Below are 17,798 nucleotides of genomic sequence, written 5' to 3' on the forward strand. Positions count from 1 at the left end.
AGGAATGTTCTCCGCCGTCCTGTGCGGCGCGATCCCATTTGGTACTTCTATGCTACGTCCGGGCCGTGGTGTGCCGTGGGGGCGACCGCACTGTGGAACATCCTTGCAGCGCGCTCGTTGACTGTAACTCTCGGTGTTCGAGAGGGGTGCCGGATCGGCAACCTCGGGTGTTCCGGCGGCTCCCCTTCGGGCAGCGACAGGGAGGACCCCTCGATGCGACGACCCAACCGACCCGCACGTCGACCCTTGTCCGGAATCGGTCGGCGACGTCAGTTTACGGCGTGCGCGGTCACGGTCGCCGCTCTGGCGACGTCGTCGGCGATGACCGCGTGCAGCCTGCTGCCCGGTGGAGCGTCGGACGAGGAGTCCCCGGCTCCCCGGCGCGTGTCGACCTACGACGAGGCGCAGGACGCCAAGGCGAAGGCGCCCGCACCGGCCGTGACCGACGCGCGGAGCGGCGGGACGCTGCACGTGCTGTCGTCGGCCACGCCGCACACGTTCGACCCCACCCGGGTGTACCACCTGGACACGCTCGCCATCATGCGGATGGTCACCCGGAGCCTGACCCAGACGCGCTACGTCAAGGGCAAGCCGGTGCTGGTGCCCGATCTCGCCACCGACCTCGGCCGGCCGAACGCCGACTTCACCCGGTGGGAGTTCACCCTGCGGGACGGGCTGAAGTACGAGGACGGCTCGCAGGTGAAGGCGGCCGACGTGGCGTACGCGATCAAACGCCAGCTCGCGCAGGACGAGCTGTCCGGCGGCCCGACGTACGGCCTGGACTACTACCTCGGCGGCGACACCTACAAGGGCCCGTACAAGAGCGGCGACGACTTCGAAGGGGTGGACACCCCCGACGAGAAGACGGTCGTCGTGAAGATGCGAAAGCCCTTTCCGTCGATGCGCTACTACACCTCGCTGCCGACGTTCGCGCCCATCCCGAAGGCCAAGGACACCCGCGAGGACTACAGCAACCACCCGTTGGCCACCGGGCCCTACAAGTTCGGCAGCTACGACCCCGGCAAGAAGCTCGTGCTGGTGAAGAACCCCGAGTGGGACCCGAAGACCGATCCGAACCGCCACCAGTACGTCGACCAGATGGTGTTCGATTTCGGCCTGGACACCGACGAGGTGCAGCGGCGGGTCATCGCGGACAACGGTGAGGACCAGACCGCGCTGACGTACGCCGACATCCTGGCCCCGAACTACGACAGGATCCGGGACACGGCCGCCCGCGACCGGCTGGTGACCGGCCCCAGCCCGTGCAGCTCCTACATGTGGATGGACACCCGGAAGATCCCGCTGGAGGTACGCCGCGCGGTGGCCAAGGCGTGGCCGCTGAGCTCGGAGAACCGCGCCGCCGGTGAGATTCCCGGACTGACCTGGCGCCCGGCCACCACGATCATGCCGTCGGCCACGCCCGGCTGGCAGGACTTCGACGTGATCGGCAACAAGGGCGAGGGCGACGGCGACCCGGTGGCCGCGAAGAAGATGCTCACCGACGCGGGGCAGCTCGGCTTCGAGCTGTCGTTCTACTACTCCTCCGACGACGAGAACGCCGCCAGGATCGCTGCCGTACGGAAGAAGGCGCTCACCCGGGCGGGCTTCACCGTCAAGGCGATGCCGGCGCCGTCGTCCCTGTCGCGGGACCTCTCCGACGACTCGATTCGCCCCGCCAACCTGCGTGACGGCAGCTGGTGCATGGACTGGGCCAGCGGGGACTCGGTGCTGCCGGCGATCCTGGACGGCAAGAAGGCGGACCTGCCGGGTGCGCCGGTTCCGTCGTTCCTCGACGTGCGGGCGGTGAACGACGAGATCGACCGGATCAGCGACCTGCCGGCGCAGAAGGCGCTGAACGCGTGGGGCCACCTCGACAAGACGATCATGGAGAAGTACCTCCCGGCGGTTCCGCTCGGGGAGAGCGGTACGACGGTGCTGCACGGCTCCCGGGTGGGCAACGTGGTCATCGACTCCGTGGGCGGTATGCCGGACTTCAGCCAGATCTACGTGAGGTAGGCGGCGGGCCGCGGAGTGGTGGGGCGGCGCGCAAGCGCTGGTTGACACGGCGGCCTCCTGACGCGGGGCAAGCGTGGCTTGCGCATCCGCTCCCCATGCCTCGGTCGCGCCTTCGCCGCGCTGGTACGCGGCGTCCGAAACCCGCCGGTGCTCGCGGTCGCGGCGGGACACGATTGCCGGCATGAGCACATACGAGATCGTTCCGATCAGCCCCGAGCGGCTGGACGCGATGCGCGTGAAGGACGAGGACGAGTTCGGCAACCCCTGGAAACCCTTTCCCGCCGAGGGGTGGGAGCCGCTGCGGTGCTGCCTGCGCAAGGCCGAGCCGGGGGAGGCGGTCGCGCTGATCTGCTACACCCCGTGGACCGAGCCGAGCCCGTGGATGGAGGCGGGCCCGGTGTTCGTGCACGCCGAACGGTGCGGGGGCTACCCGACGCCGGACCGCTATCCGGACGACATGGCCCGGGGCAAGTGCATGTTCAACACCTTCGACCACGACGGCAACCGGGCGTACGACCACATCACGTTCGTATCGCCCGGCGACTCCTACGAGGAGACGCTGGCCGAACTGCTGGGCCGGCCGGAGGTGGCGTTCGTGCATGTCCGCAGCGTCGCCGCGGGGTGCCTCGCCTTCGAGGCGCGCCCCGCCCGCTAGGACCATCCACCGACATCCCCCTGCGCATCCGTAACGGGGCGCGACCAGACGGCACACCACGGAAGCCTCGACGCGGACGAGAGCAGGCCGAGCCGACTCAACTCCTACGAGCAGCCGGCCTCAGGTGTGGTCGGCTTCGACCAGGCGGTGCAGGAACTGCCTGGTGCGCGGTTCCACCGGGTCGTCGAGCACCTGCTCGGGTGGTCCGTGTTCGGCGATGACGCCGCGGTCGAGGAAGCACACCCGGTCCGCGACCCGGCGGGCGAAGCCCATCTCGTGGGTGGCGATCACCATCGTCATGCCGTCCCGGCGCAGGTCGGCGACCAGGGCGAGCACCTCGCCGACGAGTTCGGGGTCGAGTGCGGACGTCACCTCGTCGAACAGCATCAGCCGGGGCGAGTTGACCAGCGCCCGCACGATCGCGGCGCGTTGCTGCTGCCCGCCGGACAGCCGGTCGGGGTACTCGCGGGCCTTGTCGGCCAGCCCCACCCGGCCCAGTAGCTCGTGTGCGGCCTGCTCGGCGTCCTCCCTCGACCGTCCGTGCACCCGGCGAGGCGCCAGCGTCACGTTGTCCAGCACGGTCAGATGCGGGAAGAGGTTGTACGACTGGAACACCATCCCGATCCGCTGCCGGCATGCGTCGGCGTCCACGCGCGGGTCGGTGATGTCGGTGCCGTCGAGGTGGATCGTCCCGTCGCTGACGCGCTCGAGCAGGTTGACGCAGCGCAGCAACGTCGACTTGCCCGAGCCGGACGCGCCGATGAGGACGACGACCTCGTGCTCGGCGACGGTGAGGTCGATGCCGCGCAGCACCTCCACCGTGGCCGACCGGCGGCCGAACACCTTCCACACGTCGCGGCACTCCAGCACCGGGCTCATGCCGATCCCTCCGCGGACTGCCGGCGGGCGGCGCGTACGGTCACCGCGTCGGTGACGGCGACCAGCGGCACGGCCAGCGCGACGAACAACGCACCGGCCACGACGTACGGCGTGAAGTTGTAGGTGGTGCCGACCGAGATCTCCGCCGCCCGGACCGCGTCGATCGGCCCGGCCAGGGAGATCAGCCCGACGTCCTTCTGCATCGCCACCAGGTCGTTCAGCAGCGGCGGGCTGACCCGGCGCACCGCCTGCGGCAGCACGACGTACCGCATCGTCTGCCGGTAGCTGAGCCCGAGCGAACGGGCAGCCGCGCGCTGGCTCGGGTGCACCGACTCGATGCCGGCGCGGAACACCTCGGCGAGGTAGGCGCTGTAGGTGAGGATGATGGCGGCGGCGCCCAGCACGATGACGCCGGGTGTGCCCCGCAGCCGCAGCCCGGGGACGCCGAGCGCCATGACGTAGATGACGATGATGAGGGGTACGCCGCGGAAGGCGTAGGTGTACCCCGTCGACAGGGCCCGGATCGGGAACGCCACCGGTCCGCGGAGCGTACGCAGGAACGCGATCAGCAGCCCCAGCAGCAGCGAGCACGCCGCGCAGGCGAGCAGCAGGCGGAGGTTGAGCCACAGCCCGGACAGGATGTGCGGCAGCGCCTGCCGGGCCACCTGCGGGTCGAGGAACGACGCCCGGACCCGCTCCCAGCCGGGCGCGCCGGTGAGGGCGACGTAGAGGACCAGCCCGACGACCGCGGTGGAGACGGCGGCGACCAGCACCGACCGGACGGTCTGGCGGGAGCGGTAACGGTCGCGCTGGACCTGCAGCGGGCTGGGCCTGTGGCCGGGAAGCCCGGCTTCGCCGCGCGGGTCCGGGCCGGCGCCCGGTGCGCGGCCGGGTGAGGTGGTGGATGACATCGGCGAGGTCCGTTCGGGTCAGTTCAGGACCGGAGCACCGGCGACGTCGGCCAGCCAGGTCTTCGCCAGCTCCTCCAGCGTGCCGTCGTCCCGCAGCGCGTCCACGGCCCGGGTGACGCAGGCGGTCAGCGGCGAGCCCTTGTCCAGGACGAGGCCGAACTGCTCCGGTGTGCCCGACTTCTGCTCCAGTTGGCCGACGATCGTGGCGCCCTCGAGCTGCGCGGCGGTCATGTAGAAGGCGGTGGGCAGGTCGACCACCAGCCCGTCGATCGAGCCGTTGGCCAGGGCCTGGCGGGCGTCGTCGTTGCTGCGGAACACCTGGGCCTGCCTGGCGGGCTGCACGACGTCGTTGATCACGTCGTAGCTCGTGGTGTTGACCTGGGCGCCGAGCTTGGCGTCCTTCAGCCCGGCGACGGACTTCGCGTTCGCGATCGGCGACGATTTCAGCGCGACCACGGCCTGAGTGGCGTCGTAGTAGGAGGAGCTGAAGTCGACGGCCTTCTTCCGCTGGTCGGTGATGGTGAACTCGTTGATGTCGAAGTCGAAGTCCTTCGGCCCGGGCTGGATCGCGTTGTTGAACCGCACCCGGGTCCAGGTCACCTCCGAGGCGGTGAAGCCGAGCTGCCTGGCCACCGCGTAGGCGACCGCCGACTCGAACCCCTTGCCGCTGGAGGGGTTGTCGTCGGCGAACCACGGCTCGTACGCGGGCTGGTCGGTGGCCACGGTGAGGGTGCCCGGTGCGTGCAGGTCGAGGTCACCCTTCGCGCACCCGCGCGGGCTGGGCGAGGTGGTCCCGGAGGCCTTCGGCTGCTTCGAGGGCGTGGCGCCCGCCTGCCCGCCGGTGGCGCTGTCCTCGGGTGCGCAGGCGGTGAACGCGGCGAGAACCGCGCAGGCGAGCACGGGAAGCAGCACGGTGAGTCGGCGGGACGTGACGCGCGGGGACGTGGCGCGGCGGGACGTGGCGCGGCGGGACGTGGTGCGGGGGGACGTGGCGCGGCGGGGCAGTGTGGCGAAGGGCATGCGTGGGCTCCGGGAATGCGTGGGGTGGAACGGTCGTCCGGAGTCACGCGGTCGCGTCACCTGGACGTGATCACCCTAGACGGGCCCGGGGACAAGGGCCTGATTAACTTGAGCCGGCTCGTGCGGCAGGAGTGACAGGGGACGCTGATGGGTTCGTTCGATGTGCCGCTGGACGACGAACGTACGCAGCTCGACGCGTTCGTCGAGGAACACCGCGGAGCCATCGAGGCCACTTTGGACTCTCTCACCGAGGAGCAGGCCCGCCGCCGGCTCGTCCCGTCGGCGACGACGTTGCTCGGGCTGCTCAAGCACGTCACGTGGATGCAGCGGGTGTGGTTCGAGGAGTGCGTCGGCGGGACGCCCCGTCAGGACCTCGGCCTGGTGCAGGGTCCGGACGATTCCTTCCGGCTCTCCGACGACGACACCATCGCCTCGGTGACGGCAGCTCACCGGGAAGCCTGCGCCACTGCTCGAGCGGCGGTCGCGGACCTGCCGCTGGACGCCGTCGTGACCGGCCACCGCTCCGGACCGCGCACGCTTCGCTGGGTCTACCTGCAGGTCCTGCGGGAGCTTGCCCAGCACTGCGGACACGCCGACATCCTGCGCGAACAGGTACTTGCCGACTGAGCTCCGAGCTCCGGGTCCTCGTCCGCCTGGGTGCCGAAGCCGAGGTACGGCCCCTCGAGTACGGGTAACCTCTCGTCCGGTTCGTTCGGGTTCGGCACGCCGGTAGACCTGGCGCTGTGTGGTCGGCATGCGGCATCGTGCGGTCGGGCGTACTGGCAGGTCCCCCCGAGGCCCTAGACTCGCGGAACGGGCGGAAGGAGGCGTGCCGTGAGCGCCCTGGCGATGGCCGGTAACGCGAGCTACTACGCGACCTACACGACGGTTCTGCTGGTCGTGCTGGCCGGAGTGGCCTTCGCCGCGGTCGCGTTCGGCGCCAACCGGCTCCTGCGGCCCCATCGGCCGACGACGGAGAAGCTCCTCACCTACGAGTCCGGTGTCGACCCGGTGGGGGAGGGCTGGGCGCAGACCCACGTCCGCTACTACGTCTACGCCTACCTCTACGTCGTGTTCGCCGTGGATGCGATCTTCCTGTTTCCCTGGGCCACGGTGTTCGCCGCGCCGGGGTTCGGCTGGTCGACTCTGGCCGAGATGTTCGTCTTCATCGGGTTCATCGCGGTCGGGCTGCTGTACGCCTGGCGCAAGGGGGTGTTGACATGGACGTGACCCCGAAGGGCCGCCCGGTCGACCTGCCGCTGCCGCAGGTCGCGCCGTCCGCCACCGGCGGTCCCGGGAGTCCCGGCGAGCTGGGCGCCCTGTCCCGGTTGGCGCCGGAGCCGCTGAAGTTCGTGCTCAACTGGGGCCGGCGCTATTCCCTGTGGGTGTTCAACTTCGGCCTGGCCTGCTGTGCGATCGAGTTCATCGCCTCGTCGATGTCCCGGCACGACTTCATCCGGCTGGGTGTGATCCCGTTCGCGCCGGGTCCGCGGCAGGCCGACCTGATGGTGGTGTCCGGAACGGTCACGGACAAGATGGCGCCGGCGATCAAACGCCTGTACGAACAGATGCCGGAGCCGAAGTACGTCATCTCGTTCGGGTCCTGCTCCAACTCCGGCGGCCCGTACTGGGACTCCTACTGCGTCACCAAGGGCGTCGACCAGATCGTCCCGGTGGACGTCTACGTGCCCGGCTGCCCGCCGCGTCCGGAGGCGCTGCTGCAGGGGATCCTCCGCCTGCAGGACAAGATCGCGGCCGAGTCGATGCCGGAGCGGTACGCAGGGGCAGGGGAGTCCGGCGAGGCCGGACAGTTGGGACAGCCCGGACAGGAAGCCGGCCGGCCGCGTGGCCGGTGGCGTTCCGCCGCCTCGCTGCTGCGCCGTCCGCTGCGACCGGGTGATCGCGGATGAGCTGGCCGGAGCAGGCCCGGGCGGCAGTGGCCGAGGCGCTCGGCGTCGACGCCGCGGAGGTCGGCCTGGACGAGGCGTTCGGCCCGCCCGCGCTCGACGTACCCCCCGACCGCTGGGTGGACGCGCTCACCGCGGTCCGCGACGTCGTTGGCTGCACGTACTTCGACTGGCTGTCCGCGGTGGACGAGCTCGAGCAGGGCTTCACCGTGGTCTGCCACGTCGCCCGGCTGCGCGGCCAGGGCGGCGGCGCGAGTGCCGGCCCGTCCGTCGACCACCTGCTGGTGCGGACCAGGATCCCGCGCGAGGACGCCCGGCTGCCCACTGCCACCGGGGTCTACGCCGGTGCCGGCTGGCACGAGCGGGAGACGTACGAGATGTTCGACATCGACTTCGCCGGGCACCCGAACCTCGCGCCGCTGCTGCTGCCCGACCAGTTCGAGGGGCACCCGCTGCGCAAGGAGTTCGTGCTGGCCAGCCGGGTCGCCAAGCCCTGGCCGGGGGCGAAGGAGCCGGGCGAGTCCGAGCACGAGGCGGCACGGGCGCCGAGCCGGCGACGGGTGGCCCCGCCGGGCGTTCCCTCGCCCGAGGCGTGGGGCCCCCGCCCTCCCGGTTCGACAGCACCGGACCCGCTGGCCGCCGCAAAGCCGGCCCGGCCGGCCCGCTCCGCCAAGCGCGCAGAGCGCCCGGCCCGGCGCACCCCGCGGGGCGCGCAGCCCGACCAGCCCGACCAACCCGCCAGTCCGCCGGACGCGGGGGAGGGCGGGCCTGCGGATGAGTGAGGTGCTGGAGGTCCTGCTGCGGGTCGTCGGGGTGTTCGCCGCGTTCCTCGTGCTGCCGCTGCTGGTGGGCCAGACCGAGCACAAGGTGATGGCGCACATGCAGGGCCGGCTCGGCCCGATGTACGCGGGCGGGTTCCACGGCTGGGCGCAGCTCGTGGCCGACGGCGTGAAGTTCGCGCAGAAGGAGGACGTCGTACCCGCGCGGGCGGACCGTACGGTGTTCAGGCTCGCGCCCGTGCTCGCCCTGCTGCCGTACCTCGTCGCGCTCGCGGCCATCCCGCTCGCGCCCGGACTCGTGGGCGTCGACCTGGAGACCGGGCTGTTCTACGTCCTCGCGGTGATGGGGATCGGCGTGCTCGGCGCGCTGATGGCCGGCTGGGCCAGCGCCAACAAGTACAGCCTGATCGGCGCGTTCCGGTCGGCCGGCCAGCTGCTGGCGTACGAACTCCCGTTCGTGCTCGCCGCGGCGAGCGTCGCGATGGCCGCCGGCACCCTGTCGCTGTCCGGGATCGTGCGGGCGTGGGAGCCGTGGTGGCTGCTGTGGCAGCTGCCAGGCCTGTTCGTGTTCTTCGTGGCCGGGCTGGCCGAGCTGGCCCGTCCGCCGTTCGACATGCCGGTCGCCGACGCGGAGATCATCTTCGGCCCCTACACCGAGTACACCGGGATCCGGTTCGCGTTGTTCCTGCTCGCGGAGTACGCCGGGATCGTGGTGCTGGCGGCCCTCACCACGGTGCTGTTCCTCGGCGGCTGGCAGGGCCCGTTCGCCGCGGAGCTCGGCTGGCTGTGGACGCTGGTCAAGGTGTTCCTGGTGGCGTTCGTGGTGATCTGGGTGCGGGTCGCCTATCCGCGGCTGCGGGCCGACCAGCTGCAGCGGCTCGGCTGGCAGCTGCTGGTGCCGCTGGCGCTGTTCCAGCTCGCTCTCACCGGCGTGGTGAAGGTGGCCATCTCATGAACGGATCGTCGTACGGGAAGGTGGCGTGGGCACGATGACCGATCTCCCCGGCAAGGGGCTCGTGCAGGGACTGAAGGTGACGTTCGACCACCTCACCCGGCGCGCGGTGACCCAGCAGTACCCCGATGTCAAGCCGGAGTTGCCGGCCCGCTCTCGCGGTGTCATCGCGTTGTTCGAGGAGAACTGCACGGTGTGCATGCTCTGCGCGCGCGAGTGCCCGTGCTGGTGCATCTACATCGACTCGCACAAGGAGACCGCGCCGCCGAGCGAGCCGGGTGCCCGGGAACGCTCCCACAACGTGCTCGACCGGTTCGCGATCGACTATTCGCTGTGCATGTACTGCAGTATCTGCGTCGAGGTGTGCCCGTTCGACGCGTTGTTCTGGTCGCCGGAGTTCGAGTACGCCACCACCGACATCGCCGACCTCACCCACGAGAAGGACGAGCTGCGGGAATGGATGTGGACCGTGCCGGCGCCGCCGCCGGTCGACGCCGGTGCCGAGGCGCCGAAGGAACTCGGTGCGGCGCGCAAGGCCGCCGAGCGGGAGAACCGCTGAGCCCATGACCACGACGATCGACGTGTTGTTCTGCCTGCTCGGCGCGGTCGTGGTCGGCTCCGCCCTGCTGGTGGTGACCACCCGCCGGATCGTGCACGCCGCGCTGTGGCTGGTGGTCACGCTGGGCGCGCTGGCGGGGTGCTTCCTGCTGTTGACAGCGGAGTTCGTGGCCTGGGTGCAGGTGCTCATCTACCTCGGCGCGGTCGTCGTACTGCTGGTGTTCGCGCTGATGCTCACCCGCGCGCCGATCGGGCCGGTGGAGCGGCCGCCGCGGTCCCACGTCGTGGTGGCCGGCCTGGTCGCCGCCGCGGTGGCGGCGGTCCTGCTGGTTGCGCTGGTCGCGGGCTTCTCCGGTGCGGTCATCCCGCTGGACCGGGTCGAGGTCGGCGGGGCGCGGGCCACCGGGCGGGCGCTGTTCTCCACGTGGGTGCTGCCGTTCGAGGTGCTGTCCGTGCTGTTGCTGGCCGCGCTGGTGGGCGCGATCGCGCTGTCCCGGCGGGACGGCCCGGCGATCTCCGCGAACTCCGCGAACTCCGCGAACTCCGAGGTGCCGGCCGGCCCGACCGCCCCGGCGAGTTCGGAGGGGAGCCGCTGATGCCGCTGCTGTTCCCGCTCGTGGTGGCGGCGCTGCTGTTCGCCATCGGGGTGTACGCCGTACTCGTGCGGCGCAACGCCATCCTCGTCCTGATGGGCGTGGAGCTGATGCTGAACGCCGTCAACCTCAACCTCGTCGCGTTCGACGCCTGGCACCGCGACGCCCTGCACGGCGGTCAGATCCTGACGCTGTTCGTGATCACGATCGCCGCCGCCGAGATCGGCCTGGGGCTGGCGATCGTGCTGCTGGTGTTCCGGACCCGTCGCCAGGTGGACGTGGATGCGGTCCGCGAGCTGGCCGACCGTGACCGGACCGACGAGCACGTCGCCGAGGCCGAACGCGCGGAGCTCGCCGAGCGCGCCGAACTCGCGGCGCGCGCCGAGCGCGCCGCGGGTGAACCGGGGGATGCCGGACGCGCCGACCCTGCCGAGCAGCGCCCGGCGACCGCGGAGGCCGGCCGATGACCGCTGTCTGGGTCGCGCTGCTCGCGCCGTTCGCCGCCGCCCTGGCCGCGCTCGCCCTCGGCCGCAGACTCCCCAAGATGGTCGCGCCGATCGGGGTGGCCGGGGCCGGGGTGGGGTTCCTGGCCGCCTGCGTCCTCGCCGGGTTCGACATCGCCGGTGACCTCGGTCAGCGCGGCGCGACGCTCGCGCACGTGCCGACCGGCGGGCTGGCGTTCGACATCGCGTTCCGCGTCGACGGGCTGAGCGCGCTGGTCGCGGTGCTGGTGACCGGGGTCGCGCTGGCCGTGCAGATCTACTCGATCGACTACCTGCGCGGCGACCCCCGCTACGCCTCCTACTCCGCGTTCGTCTCGCTGTTCACCGCCGCGATGCTGGTCGTGGTGACCGCGAACGACCTGTTCGTGCTGCTGGTCGGCTGGGAGGTGATGGGCATCTGCTCGTACTTCCTGATCGGCCACCACTGGGAGCTGCCGGAGGCCCGCGACGGCGCGATCAAGGCGTTCCTCGTCACCCGGCTGGGGGACATCGGCTTCCTGTTCGGCATCTTCGCCCTCGGTCTCGGCGCCGGCACGTTCTCGATCGGCGGCGTGCGCGACGCCGCCGCCAACGGCGGGTTGACATCGGGTACGGCAACCGTGGCGACGTTGCTGTTGCTGTGCGGCGTGGCCGGCAAGTCCGCGCAGTTCCCCCTGCACGTGTGGCTTCCCGACGCGATGGCCGGCCCGACCCCGATCAGCGCGCTAATCCACGCGGCCACCATGGTGGCGGCCGGGGTGTTCGTGGTGGCCCGGCTGCTGCCGGTGTTCCAGGAGGCTCCGGCCACGCTCGCGGTGCTGGCCGTGGTCGCCGCGGTGACGATGGTGGGTTCGGCGCTGTGCGCGCTGGCCGAGAACGACATCAAGCGGGTGCTGGCGTGGTCGACGGTCAGCCAGCTGGCGTACATGCTGGCCGGTCTCGCCGCAGGCGGCTACACCGCGGGGGTGTTGCTGCTGGTGGCGCACGGAGCATTCAAGGCGCTGCTGTTCCTGTGCGCGGGCGCGCTGATCCACGCGGTCGGCAGCAACTCCATGGACGCGATGGGCGGGCTGCGCCGCACGCTGCCGGTGACGTTCGTGACGATGACGGTCGGGTTGGGCGCCCTCGCCGCGGTGCCGCCGCTGTCCGGGTTCTTCGCCAAGGACGCCGTGCTGGGGGCGATCTCGCGGGCGGCGTTCCACGGCGGGCCGCTGCCGGGCTGGGCCGCCTGGGTGGCGCTGGTCGCCGGCTTCGCCACCGTGGCGCTCACCGCGGCGTACGCCACGAGGATGTGGCTGCGGGTCTTCTTCGGCACGCCCACCGGCACCGTCCCCGCCGCGCCCAGCCAGCCCGCGCACACCGAGCCGCACCTGGCCGAGGCGCCCGCCCTGATGCGCCGGCCGCTGGTGGTGCTCGCCGTCCCGGCCGCGCTGGTCGGCTGGCTCGCCCTCGTACCCGGCACGTGGGCACGCTGGCTCGGCGGCGGCGGGCCCGGCATCCCCGAACCCACCATGGTCCACTGGACGACCACACTGCTGGCGCTCGTCCACCTGGTTCTCGCCTGTGCGCTGGTGACCTGGGCCTGGCGGCACGTCGAACGCGACGACCCCGCGCGGATGCTGGGCCGGTCGCGTCCGCTGCTGGCGAACGGCTTCCGGATGGACGAGCTGATCGCGGCGTACGTCGTCCGGCCGGTGTGGGGCCTGGCCCGGGCCGTCGTCGCCGGTGACCGCGACGTCGTCGACTTCTACGTACGAGGGTCCGGTCGCGCGGCCCGCTGGGTCGGTGGCGGCCTGCGGCTGCTGCAGACCGGCAACGTGTCCACCTACCTCAGCCTGCTGCTCGCCGGGGTCGTCCTGCTGGCCGTCGCGGCGTTGGGGGCGTTCGCATGAACGTCGTACTCCAGCTTCTCCTCGCCGTACCCCTCCTCGGCGCGCTGATCCTCACAGCCGGCCGTCGGCTGGTGCCCGACCGCGCCACCGCGGCGTTCGGCGCGGTGGCCGGCGCGGTGACCCTGCTGCTCGCGGTCTGGCTGGCCGCGGCGTTCGACTATGGCGCCGCGCACCGGGTGCAGTTCCAGACCGACGTGAGCTGGATCCCGGCCGTCGACGTGCGCTGGCACCTCGGCATGGACGGCGTCTCGTTGCCGATGGTGCTGCTCACCGCATTGCTGGCGTTCCTGTGCCTCCTCTACACCACCCGGGTCGCGCCGGAGGGCGGCCGGGTGCGCGCGCTGGTGGCGCTGGTGCTGCTGCTCGAGGTCGGCATGCTCGGCACGTTCGTGGCGTTCGATCTGATCGTCTTCTTCCTGTTCTTCGAGGTCGTGCTGGTCCCGATGTGGTTCGTGATCGCGGTGTGGGGCGACCCGCACGACGCGGCCGGCCGGCGCCGCGCGGCGACGACGTTCATCCTGTACACCCTGCTCGGCAGCGCGATCATGCTGCTGGGCTTCCTGCTGGTCTACACCGGCGCGCACACGTTCGACCTGACCGAGCTCGCGAGGCGCGGGGGCAACGGGATCCCGCGCGGGACCCAGGTGCTGGCCGCGGTGGCGATCGGCCTCGGCCTCGCGGTGAAGAGCCCGATGTGGCCGCTGCACAGCTGGCTGCCGGACGCGCACGCCAAGGCGCCGACTGTCGGGTCGGTGCTGCTGGCCGGGGTGCTGCTGAAGATGGGCACGTACGGCTTCGTCCGCGTGTGGCTGCCGGTGGTGCCCGACGGCGCCCGGGCGGTCGCGCCGTACCTCGCGGGGTTGGCGACGGTCGGCATCCTCTACGGCGCGCTGGCCTGCCTGCGCCAGAGCGAGCTGAAACGGCTGATCGCGTACTCCTCGGTCGGGCACATGGGCTTCGTGCTGCTCGGCATCGCCACCCTCACGGCTGCGGGCGTCAACGGCGCGTTGTTCGCCGGGGTGGCGCACGGTCTGATCACCGGGCTGCTGTTCTTCGTGGCCGGGGCGATCAAGGACCGGCACGGTACCGGCGACCTCGCCCGGCTGGGTGGCGGGATGTACGCCCGGATGCCGCGCCTCGCCGGGGTGTTCGTCTTCGGTGCGGTGGCCAGCCTCGGGCTGCCCGGGCTGGCCGGCTTCTGGGGCGAGATGCTGGCCTTGTTCGGCGCCTGGCACCCAGCCGCCTCGCTCACCCGTACGACGTACCTCGTCCTGATGGTGCTCGCCGGGCTCGGTGCCGTCCTCACCGCGGCGTACTTCCTCGTCCTCGTCCGCCGGATGTGCCAGGGCACCGACACGATCGGGCCGAGCCTGCTGTCCGTGCGCGACGTCACCGCCGTCGAGGTGGTGGCGTGGGCGCCACTGGTCGCGCTGACGGTGGTGCTCGGCCTGTATCCGGGCGCGGTGCTGACGGTGACCGACCCGGCCGTGCGGTTCCTGGTGGGCGGGTGAGTGCGGTGGTGAGTGCCGTGGGTTTCGTGCAGCCGGTCCCGTGGCTGGTGATCAGCCCGCCGTTGGCGGTGGCGGTGACCGCGCTGCTGGTGCTGGTGGTGGACGCGTTCGCGCCGGCCCGCCGGCGTGGTGCGGCGCCGTGGCTCTCGCTGGCCGGGCTGGTGGCCGGGATCGCACTGCTGGTGGTGTCGATGGCGCGGGCGTCGTCGTGGGCGGAGGGCGCCTTCTGCGCTTCTGGGACGGGTGCGCCGTTGCGGGCCGTCGCGTGTTCGTACGTCGCCGACCCGCTCACCTGGACGTTCCAGTTCATCGTCGCGGGCGGGGCGGCGATCGTGGTGCTGCTGTCCGCCGGCAGTGGGTGGGAGGGGCGCAGGTGGCCGCCCGACCGGCCGGGGGTGCGGAGCTACGGGGAGCCGGCCGGGACCGGGACGCTCGGCGGCGGCATCCCCACCGGTGAGTACCACTTCCTGCTGCTCGCCTCGGCGGCCGGCGCGATGACCCTCGCCGCCGCCCGTGACCTGATCACGCTGGTGGTGGCGCTGGAGGTCGTGTCGCTGCCGGTGTTCGCGCTGGTCGGGCTGCGACGGGGGGACCGGCGCGGTGCCGAGGGGGCGCTGAAGTTCTTCCTGGTGTCGGTCGTCTCGGTCGGGGTGATGCTGTTCGGGGTGTCGCTGGTGTACGGCGTGACCGGCACGATGTATCTCGACCGGATCGCCCGGGCGCTGAGTCCCGCGGGGCACCCCGGCGTGGCGGGGTCCGCCGCCATCGCCGCCACCCCGGCCCTGCCCGGTGGCGATCTGGCCGCGGTCGCCGGGCTCGGGGTGATGCTGACGCTGGTCGGGCTGGCGTTCAAGGTCGCCGCCGTGCCGTTCCACTTCTGGGTGCCGGACACCTACGTCGGCGCGCCCGTGCCGGTCGCGGCGTACCTCTCGGTGGTCTCCAAGGCGGCCGGGTTCGTCGGCATCCTGCTGGTCGTCGGGTGGGCGTTCCCGGGGTACGTCGGGATGTGGGCGCCGATCATCGGCGTACTGGCGGCGGCGACTATGACGCTCGGCAACCTGGTGGCGCTGCGCCAGCGCAACGCCGTCCGGCTGCTCGCGTGGTCCAGCGTCGCCCAGGCCGGCTACCTGCTGGTGCCGCTGGCCGCGAGCAACGGCGACGTACGCGGGAACACCCTCAGCGCCACCGTGGCGTACCTCCTCGTCTACGCGGTCGCCAACCTCGGCGCGTTCGCCGTCGTGTCGCTGACCGTCAGTACCGGACCGGGGCGGCTGCTCGGCGACTACCGCGGGCTGTTCTGGCGGCGGCCGGCGCGGGCGCTCGCGCTCGGGTTCTTCCTGCTGGCGCTGGCCGGACTGCCGCCGGGGGTGCTCGGGCTGTTCGGGAAGTTCGTGCTGTTCCGGGCGGCGATCGACGGCGGTGCCGGCTGGCTGGCCGTGGTGATGGCGGTCAACGTCGTGATCGCGCTGGCGTACTACCTGTACTGGACGGCGCTGCTGTTCCGTTCCCCGGAGGGAGTCACCGAGGCGGGGACGGAGGCGAACGGTGCTGCCGGGGTCGGGGCCGGGGCGGCCGCCGGGGCCGCTGGAGCTGGGGTGTGGGCGGGGCCGTGGCCGGCCCGGATCGCGGTCGGAGTCCTGGTGGTGATCGCCGTCCTACTCTCCGTCTTCCCCGAGATCGCCCTCGGCTTCCTGGCCTACCCCGCCCGCGCCTGACCACGGCCGGATCCCACCCCCGGACTTGCCGCGCCGAGGCGGTGGGGAGAGGCTGTGGCGCGTGACAGAGATCCAGCCGGACGCAGGCCAGCCGGATTCGAGCCGGCCGGGTTCAGGGGAGTTCCGCTCCGACCGCTACGCCGACGTGATGATCGTCGGCGCCGGGCCGGTCGGGCTGGCCGCCGCTCTCGACCTCGCCCGGCGCGGCGTCCGCGTACGGGTGGTGGAGCCGGAAGCGGCCCGCCGGTCCCGCCCGCCCGTGCGCGGCCTGGGCCCGCGCAGCCTGGAACTGTTCGACGACCTCGGGGTGACGCCCGAACTCCTCGCCGCCGGGACCCCTGCCCAGCCGATTCGCCGGTACGCCGGATCCCGGGTGGACGAGTCGCCGACCGCCCCGACCGGCAAGCGAGGCCCGCGCGGCCGGACCTACCTCGGACCGCTCACAATCGCCGGCCGCCAGGTGGAGGCGATCCTGCAGGACAGGCTGGCGGCGTACGGCGTGCGGGTCGAGCACGTCGACGGCCTCGGCCGGCTGAGCCAGGACGAGTCCGGCGTGAATGTCCCGCTGGCCGGGGGAGCGGTGCTCGGGGCAGCGGCGAGCGCCAACGGAGGCGGGACGCCGGCCAGGGCGGCGTACGTGATCCTCACCGACCCGCTGCCGGGCGTCCTGCCCGAGCCGGAGCCGGAAGCCGGGGGCGAGCCGGAGCCGGATGGAACGCAGCCGGAACCGACGCCCGAACCCGAGCCCGCGCCGCTGGCGTACGTCGGTGAGCTCACACTGACCGGCCTGGCCCGCGACGACGTACTCCACCTCTGGGAGCAGGGGATCGTGGTGGCCCCGCTGCCGGGCGGGGAGACCTGGTGGTTCCTGGCGTACGACGTACCGGACGACCGTCCGCCGGCGCGCCGGGCCGCGACCGCGCCGCAGCCGCCCACCCTGGACCGCGCCCAGCAGGTGTTCCACGAGCGGACCGGCCTCACCGACGTCCGCTTCCGCGACGCCGCGTCCCTGGTGGCGTACTCCGGCGGTACGGCGCCCGGCGCCACCCCGACCCCCTCTTACCGGCTCGGCCGGATCCTGCTCGCCGGCGACGCCACCGGCGCCCACCCGTACCCGCTCGGCGGCCTGGACGCGGGGCTGCAGGACGTGCACAACCTGGGCTGGAAGCTGGCCGCCGCGCTGGTGAGCGGGGAGGAGACGGCGCTGGAGACGTACGACAGTGAACGCCGGCCAGCGGCGCCGCGCCGGACGCTCTTCGGCCGCACCAAGCCCCGCCCCTGGCACGCCGCCCTCACCGGAGCCGGCTCCGGATCCAAGGCCGGCGCCGGCACCGACCAGCTCGACCTGCACTACCGCGACTCGGCGCTGAGCCAGGAGCTCGGCGGCAAGCGGCTGCTCCTGCATGCCGGCGACCGGGTGCCCGACATCCGGCTGTGGGACGTCCGCCGAGCCGCTGACCTGCGGCTGTTCGACATCCTCCGCGGCCCGCACTGGACGCTGATCGGCCTGGGCTCGGTGTCGGCGGAAACGGTGTCGACGGTGCGGCTGCGGTTCGGGGACGGAGTGCGCGGCGAGGTGATCGGCGGTGGCGCCGGGACCTCGGCGATCCCCGGGGTAAGCCTGCTCGACCGGTACGGCGAGGCCCGGCACACGCTCGGCAGCCGGGGCGGCAGCATTCTCGTCGTACGCCCGGACGGTTATGTCGGGCTGCGCGCCGGCCTGCGGCCGGAGATCGTGGTCGCCTATCTCGAGGGCATGGTCACCGAGGGCGTGGAGGCCGAGGGCCTGGGCGCCGAGGGCTTGGGCGCCGACCGCTTGTAAGCCGGTAAGCCCGGCGGGGCGGGGAACGTCCGCCCTGGTGACGGCGTTCTCACGGTGGAGGTCATGACCACGTATGCACGATCGCGCTCAGTGCCATCGCAACCAG

Annotated in this window: 17 protein-coding genes; 14 read left to right on the top strand and 3 right to left on the bottom strand. The window is 72.2% G+C overall.

All coding sequences use genetic code 11. The features are described from left to right. The first annotated feature begins 321 nt into the window (after nt 1-321). On the top strand, nt 322-2,016 hold the full coding sequence (locus BLU27_RS10615) for an ABC transporter substrate-binding protein (RefSeq protein ID WP_157728395.1): 1,695 nt from the start codon (nt 322-324) through the stop codon (nt 2,014-2,016). A 181-nt stretch (nt 2,017-2,197) separates the two neighbouring features. Continuing rightward, on the top strand, nt 2,198-2,671 hold the full coding sequence (locus tag BLU27_RS10620; RefSeq protein ID WP_092652850.1) for a DUF1203 domain-containing protein: 474 nt from the start codon (nt 2,198-2,200) through the stop codon (nt 2,669-2,671). Nucleotides 2,672-2,791: 120 nt separating this feature from the next. Here BLU27_RS10620 and BLU27_RS10625 read toward each other — a convergent pair whose 3' ends face one another. From BLU27_RS10625 to BLU27_RS10635, 3 genes are read right to left on the bottom strand one after another with little or no spacing between them, the layout of a single operon-like run. Beyond that, on the bottom strand, nt 2,792-3,550 hold the full coding sequence (locus BLU27_RS10625) for an amino acid ABC transporter ATP-binding protein (protein ID WP_092652852.1): 759 nt from the start codon (nt 3,548-3,550) through the stop codon (nt 2,792-2,794). Next, nucleotides 3,547-4,461, bottom strand: a complete 915-nt coding sequence (locus tag BLU27_RS10630; RefSeq protein ID WP_092652854.1) for an amino acid ABC transporter permease — start codon at nt 4,459-4,461, stop codon at nt 3,547-3,549. The genes BLU27_RS10625 and BLU27_RS10630 overlap by 4 nt, the downstream gene beginning before the upstream one ends. Nucleotides 4,462-4,479: 18 nt before the next feature. Next, nucleotides 4,480-5,481, bottom strand: coding sequence for an ABC transporter substrate-binding protein (locus BLU27_RS10635; protein ID WP_092652856.1), 1,002 nt, complete (start codon nt 5,479-5,481; stop codon nt 4,480-4,482). Nucleotides 5,482-5,628: 147 nt separating this feature from the next. On the opposite strand from BLU27_RS10635, the gene BLU27_RS10640 reads away from it, so the two are divergent. From BLU27_RS10640 to BLU27_RS10695, 12 genes are all read left to right on the top strand, one after another. Beyond that, a complete protein-coding gene (locus BLU27_RS10640) occupies nt 5,629-6,108 on the top strand; it encodes a DinB family protein (protein WP_092652857.1) in 480 nt (159 codons plus the stop codon). Nucleotides 6,109-6,315: 207 nt separating this feature from the next. Continuing rightward, entirely contained in the window at nt 6,316-6,711 is a 396-nt protein-coding gene (locus BLU27_RS10645; protein WP_241827905.1) for an NADH-quinone oxidoreductase subunit A, read from the top strand. Continuing rightward, nucleotides 6,702-7,391 (top strand): NADH-quinone oxidoreductase subunit B, encoded by a 690-nt coding sequence (locus BLU27_RS30985; RefSeq protein WP_338417597.1) that lies wholly within the window; start codon nt 6,702-6,704, stop codon nt 7,389-7,391. The genes BLU27_RS10645 and BLU27_RS30985 overlap by 10 nt, the downstream gene beginning before the upstream one ends. Beyond that, a complete protein-coding gene (locus BLU27_RS30840; protein ID WP_092652859.1) occupies nt 7,388-8,170 on the top strand; it encodes an NADH-quinone oxidoreductase subunit C in 783 nt (260 codons plus the stop codon). Before BLU27_RS30985 ends, BLU27_RS30840 begins: the two co-directional genes overlap by 4 nt. Beyond that, a complete protein-coding gene (gene nuoH / locus BLU27_RS10660) occupies nt 8,163-9,122 on the top strand; it encodes an NADH-quinone oxidoreductase subunit NuoH (protein WP_092652861.1) in 960 nt (319 codons plus the stop codon). The genes BLU27_RS30840 and nuoH overlap by 8 nt, the downstream gene beginning before the upstream one ends. 34 nt (nt 9,123-9,156) lie before the next feature. Beyond that, nucleotides 9,157-9,678 carry a NuoI/complex I 23 kDa subunit family protein gene (locus BLU27_RS10665; RefSeq protein ID WP_092657538.1) on the top strand — a complete coding sequence of 174 codons (522 nt, stop codon included), beginning with the start codon at nt 9,157-9,159 and terminating at the stop codon, nt 9,676-9,678. Nucleotides 9,679-9,682: 4 nt separating this feature from the next. Continuing rightward, nucleotides 9,683-10,273, top strand: a complete 591-nt coding sequence (locus BLU27_RS10670) for an NADH-quinone oxidoreductase subunit J family protein (RefSeq protein WP_092652863.1) — start codon at nt 9,683-9,685, stop codon at nt 10,271-10,273. After that, nucleotides 10,273-10,737 (top strand): NADH-quinone oxidoreductase subunit NuoK, encoded by a 465-nt coding sequence (nuoK, locus tag BLU27_RS31390; protein WP_092652865.1) that lies wholly within the window; start codon nt 10,273-10,275, stop codon nt 10,735-10,737. Before BLU27_RS10670 ends, nuoK begins: the two co-directional genes overlap by 1 nt. Then, a complete protein-coding gene (locus tag BLU27_RS10680) occupies nt 10,734-12,644 on the top strand; it encodes an NADH-quinone oxidoreductase subunit 5 family protein (RefSeq protein ID WP_092652867.1) in 1,911 nt (636 codons plus the stop codon). Before nuoK ends, BLU27_RS10680 begins: the two co-directional genes overlap by 4 nt. Continuing rightward, nucleotides 12,641-14,155, top strand: coding sequence for a complex I subunit 4 family protein (locus tag BLU27_RS10685; protein WP_092652869.1), 1,515 nt, complete (start codon nt 12,641-12,643; stop codon nt 14,153-14,155). Before BLU27_RS10680 ends, BLU27_RS10685 begins: the two co-directional genes overlap by 4 nt. Beyond that, complete coding sequence (locus BLU27_RS10690; RefSeq protein ID WP_197681769.1) at nt 14,152-15,870, top strand: NADH-quinone oxidoreductase subunit N; 1,719 nt, start codon at nt 14,152-14,154, stop codon at nt 15,868-15,870. Before BLU27_RS10685 ends, BLU27_RS10690 begins: the two co-directional genes overlap by 4 nt. Before the next feature lie 61 nt (nt 15,871-15,931). Continuing rightward, nucleotides 15,932-17,692: an FAD-dependent oxidoreductase gene (locus BLU27_RS10695; RefSeq protein WP_092652871.1), complete on the top strand. Its 1,761-nt coding sequence runs from the start codon at nt 15,932-15,934 to the stop codon at nt 17,690-17,692. The last annotated feature ends 106 nt before the right edge of the window (nt 17,693-17,798 follow it).

The organism is Actinopolymorpha singaporensis, assembly GCF_900104745.1.
GTDB classification, from domain to species: domain Bacteria; phylum Actinomycetota; class Actinomycetes; order Propionibacteriales; family Actinopolymorphaceae; genus Actinopolymorpha; species Actinopolymorpha singaporensis.

Bases quoted from the DNA above. Each gene is read 5' to 3' on its own strand.
- BLU27_RS10615 (WP_157728395.1), top strand. From the start codon at position 322: ATGACCGCGTGCAGCCTGCTGCCCGGTGGAGCGTCGGACGAGGAGTCC.
- BLU27_RS10620 (WP_092652850.1), top strand. From the start codon at position 2,198: ATGAGCACATACGAGATCGTTCCGATCAGCCCCGAGCGGCTGGACGCG.
- BLU27_RS10625 (WP_092652852.1), bottom strand. From the start codon at position 3,550: ATGAGCCCGGTGCTGGAGTGCCGCGACGTGTGGAAGGTGTTCGGCCGC.
- BLU27_RS10630 (WP_092652854.1), bottom strand. From the start codon at position 4,461: ATGTCATCCACCACCTCACCCGGCCGCGCACCGGGCGCCGGCCCGGAC.
- BLU27_RS10635 (WP_092652856.1), bottom strand. From the start codon at position 5,481: ATGCCCTTCGCCACACTGCCCCGCCGCGCCACGTCCCCCCGCACCACG.
- BLU27_RS10640 (WP_092652857.1), top strand. From the start codon at position 5,629: ATGGGTTCGTTCGATGTGCCGCTGGACGACGAACGTACGCAGCTCGAC.
- BLU27_RS30985 (WP_338417597.1), top strand. From the start codon at position 6,702: ATGGACGTGACCCCGAAGGGCCGCCCGGTCGACCTGCCGCTGCCGCAG.
- BLU27_RS30840 (WP_092652859.1), top strand. From the start codon at position 7,388: ATGAGCTGGCCGGAGCAGGCCCGGGCGGCAGTGGCCGAGGCGCTCGGC.
- nuoH (WP_092652861.1), top strand. From the start codon at position 8,163: ATGAGTGAGGTGCTGGAGGTCCTGCTGCGGGTCGTCGGGGTGTTCGCC.
- BLU27_RS10665 (WP_092657538.1), top strand. From the start codon at position 9,157: ATGACCGATCTCCCCGGCAAGGGGCTCGTGCAGGGACTGAAGGTGACG.
- BLU27_RS10670 (WP_092652863.1), top strand. From the start codon at position 9,683: ATGACCACGACGATCGACGTGTTGTTCTGCCTGCTCGGCGCGGTCGTG.
- nuoK (WP_092652865.1), top strand. From the start codon at position 10,273: ATGCCGCTGCTGTTCCCGCTCGTGGTGGCGGCGCTGCTGTTCGCCATC.
- BLU27_RS10680 (WP_092652867.1), top strand. From the start codon at position 10,734: ATGACCGCTGTCTGGGTCGCGCTGCTCGCGCCGTTCGCCGCCGCCCTG.
- BLU27_RS10685 (WP_092652869.1), top strand. From the start codon at position 12,641: ATGAACGTCGTACTCCAGCTTCTCCTCGCCGTACCCCTCCTCGGCGCG.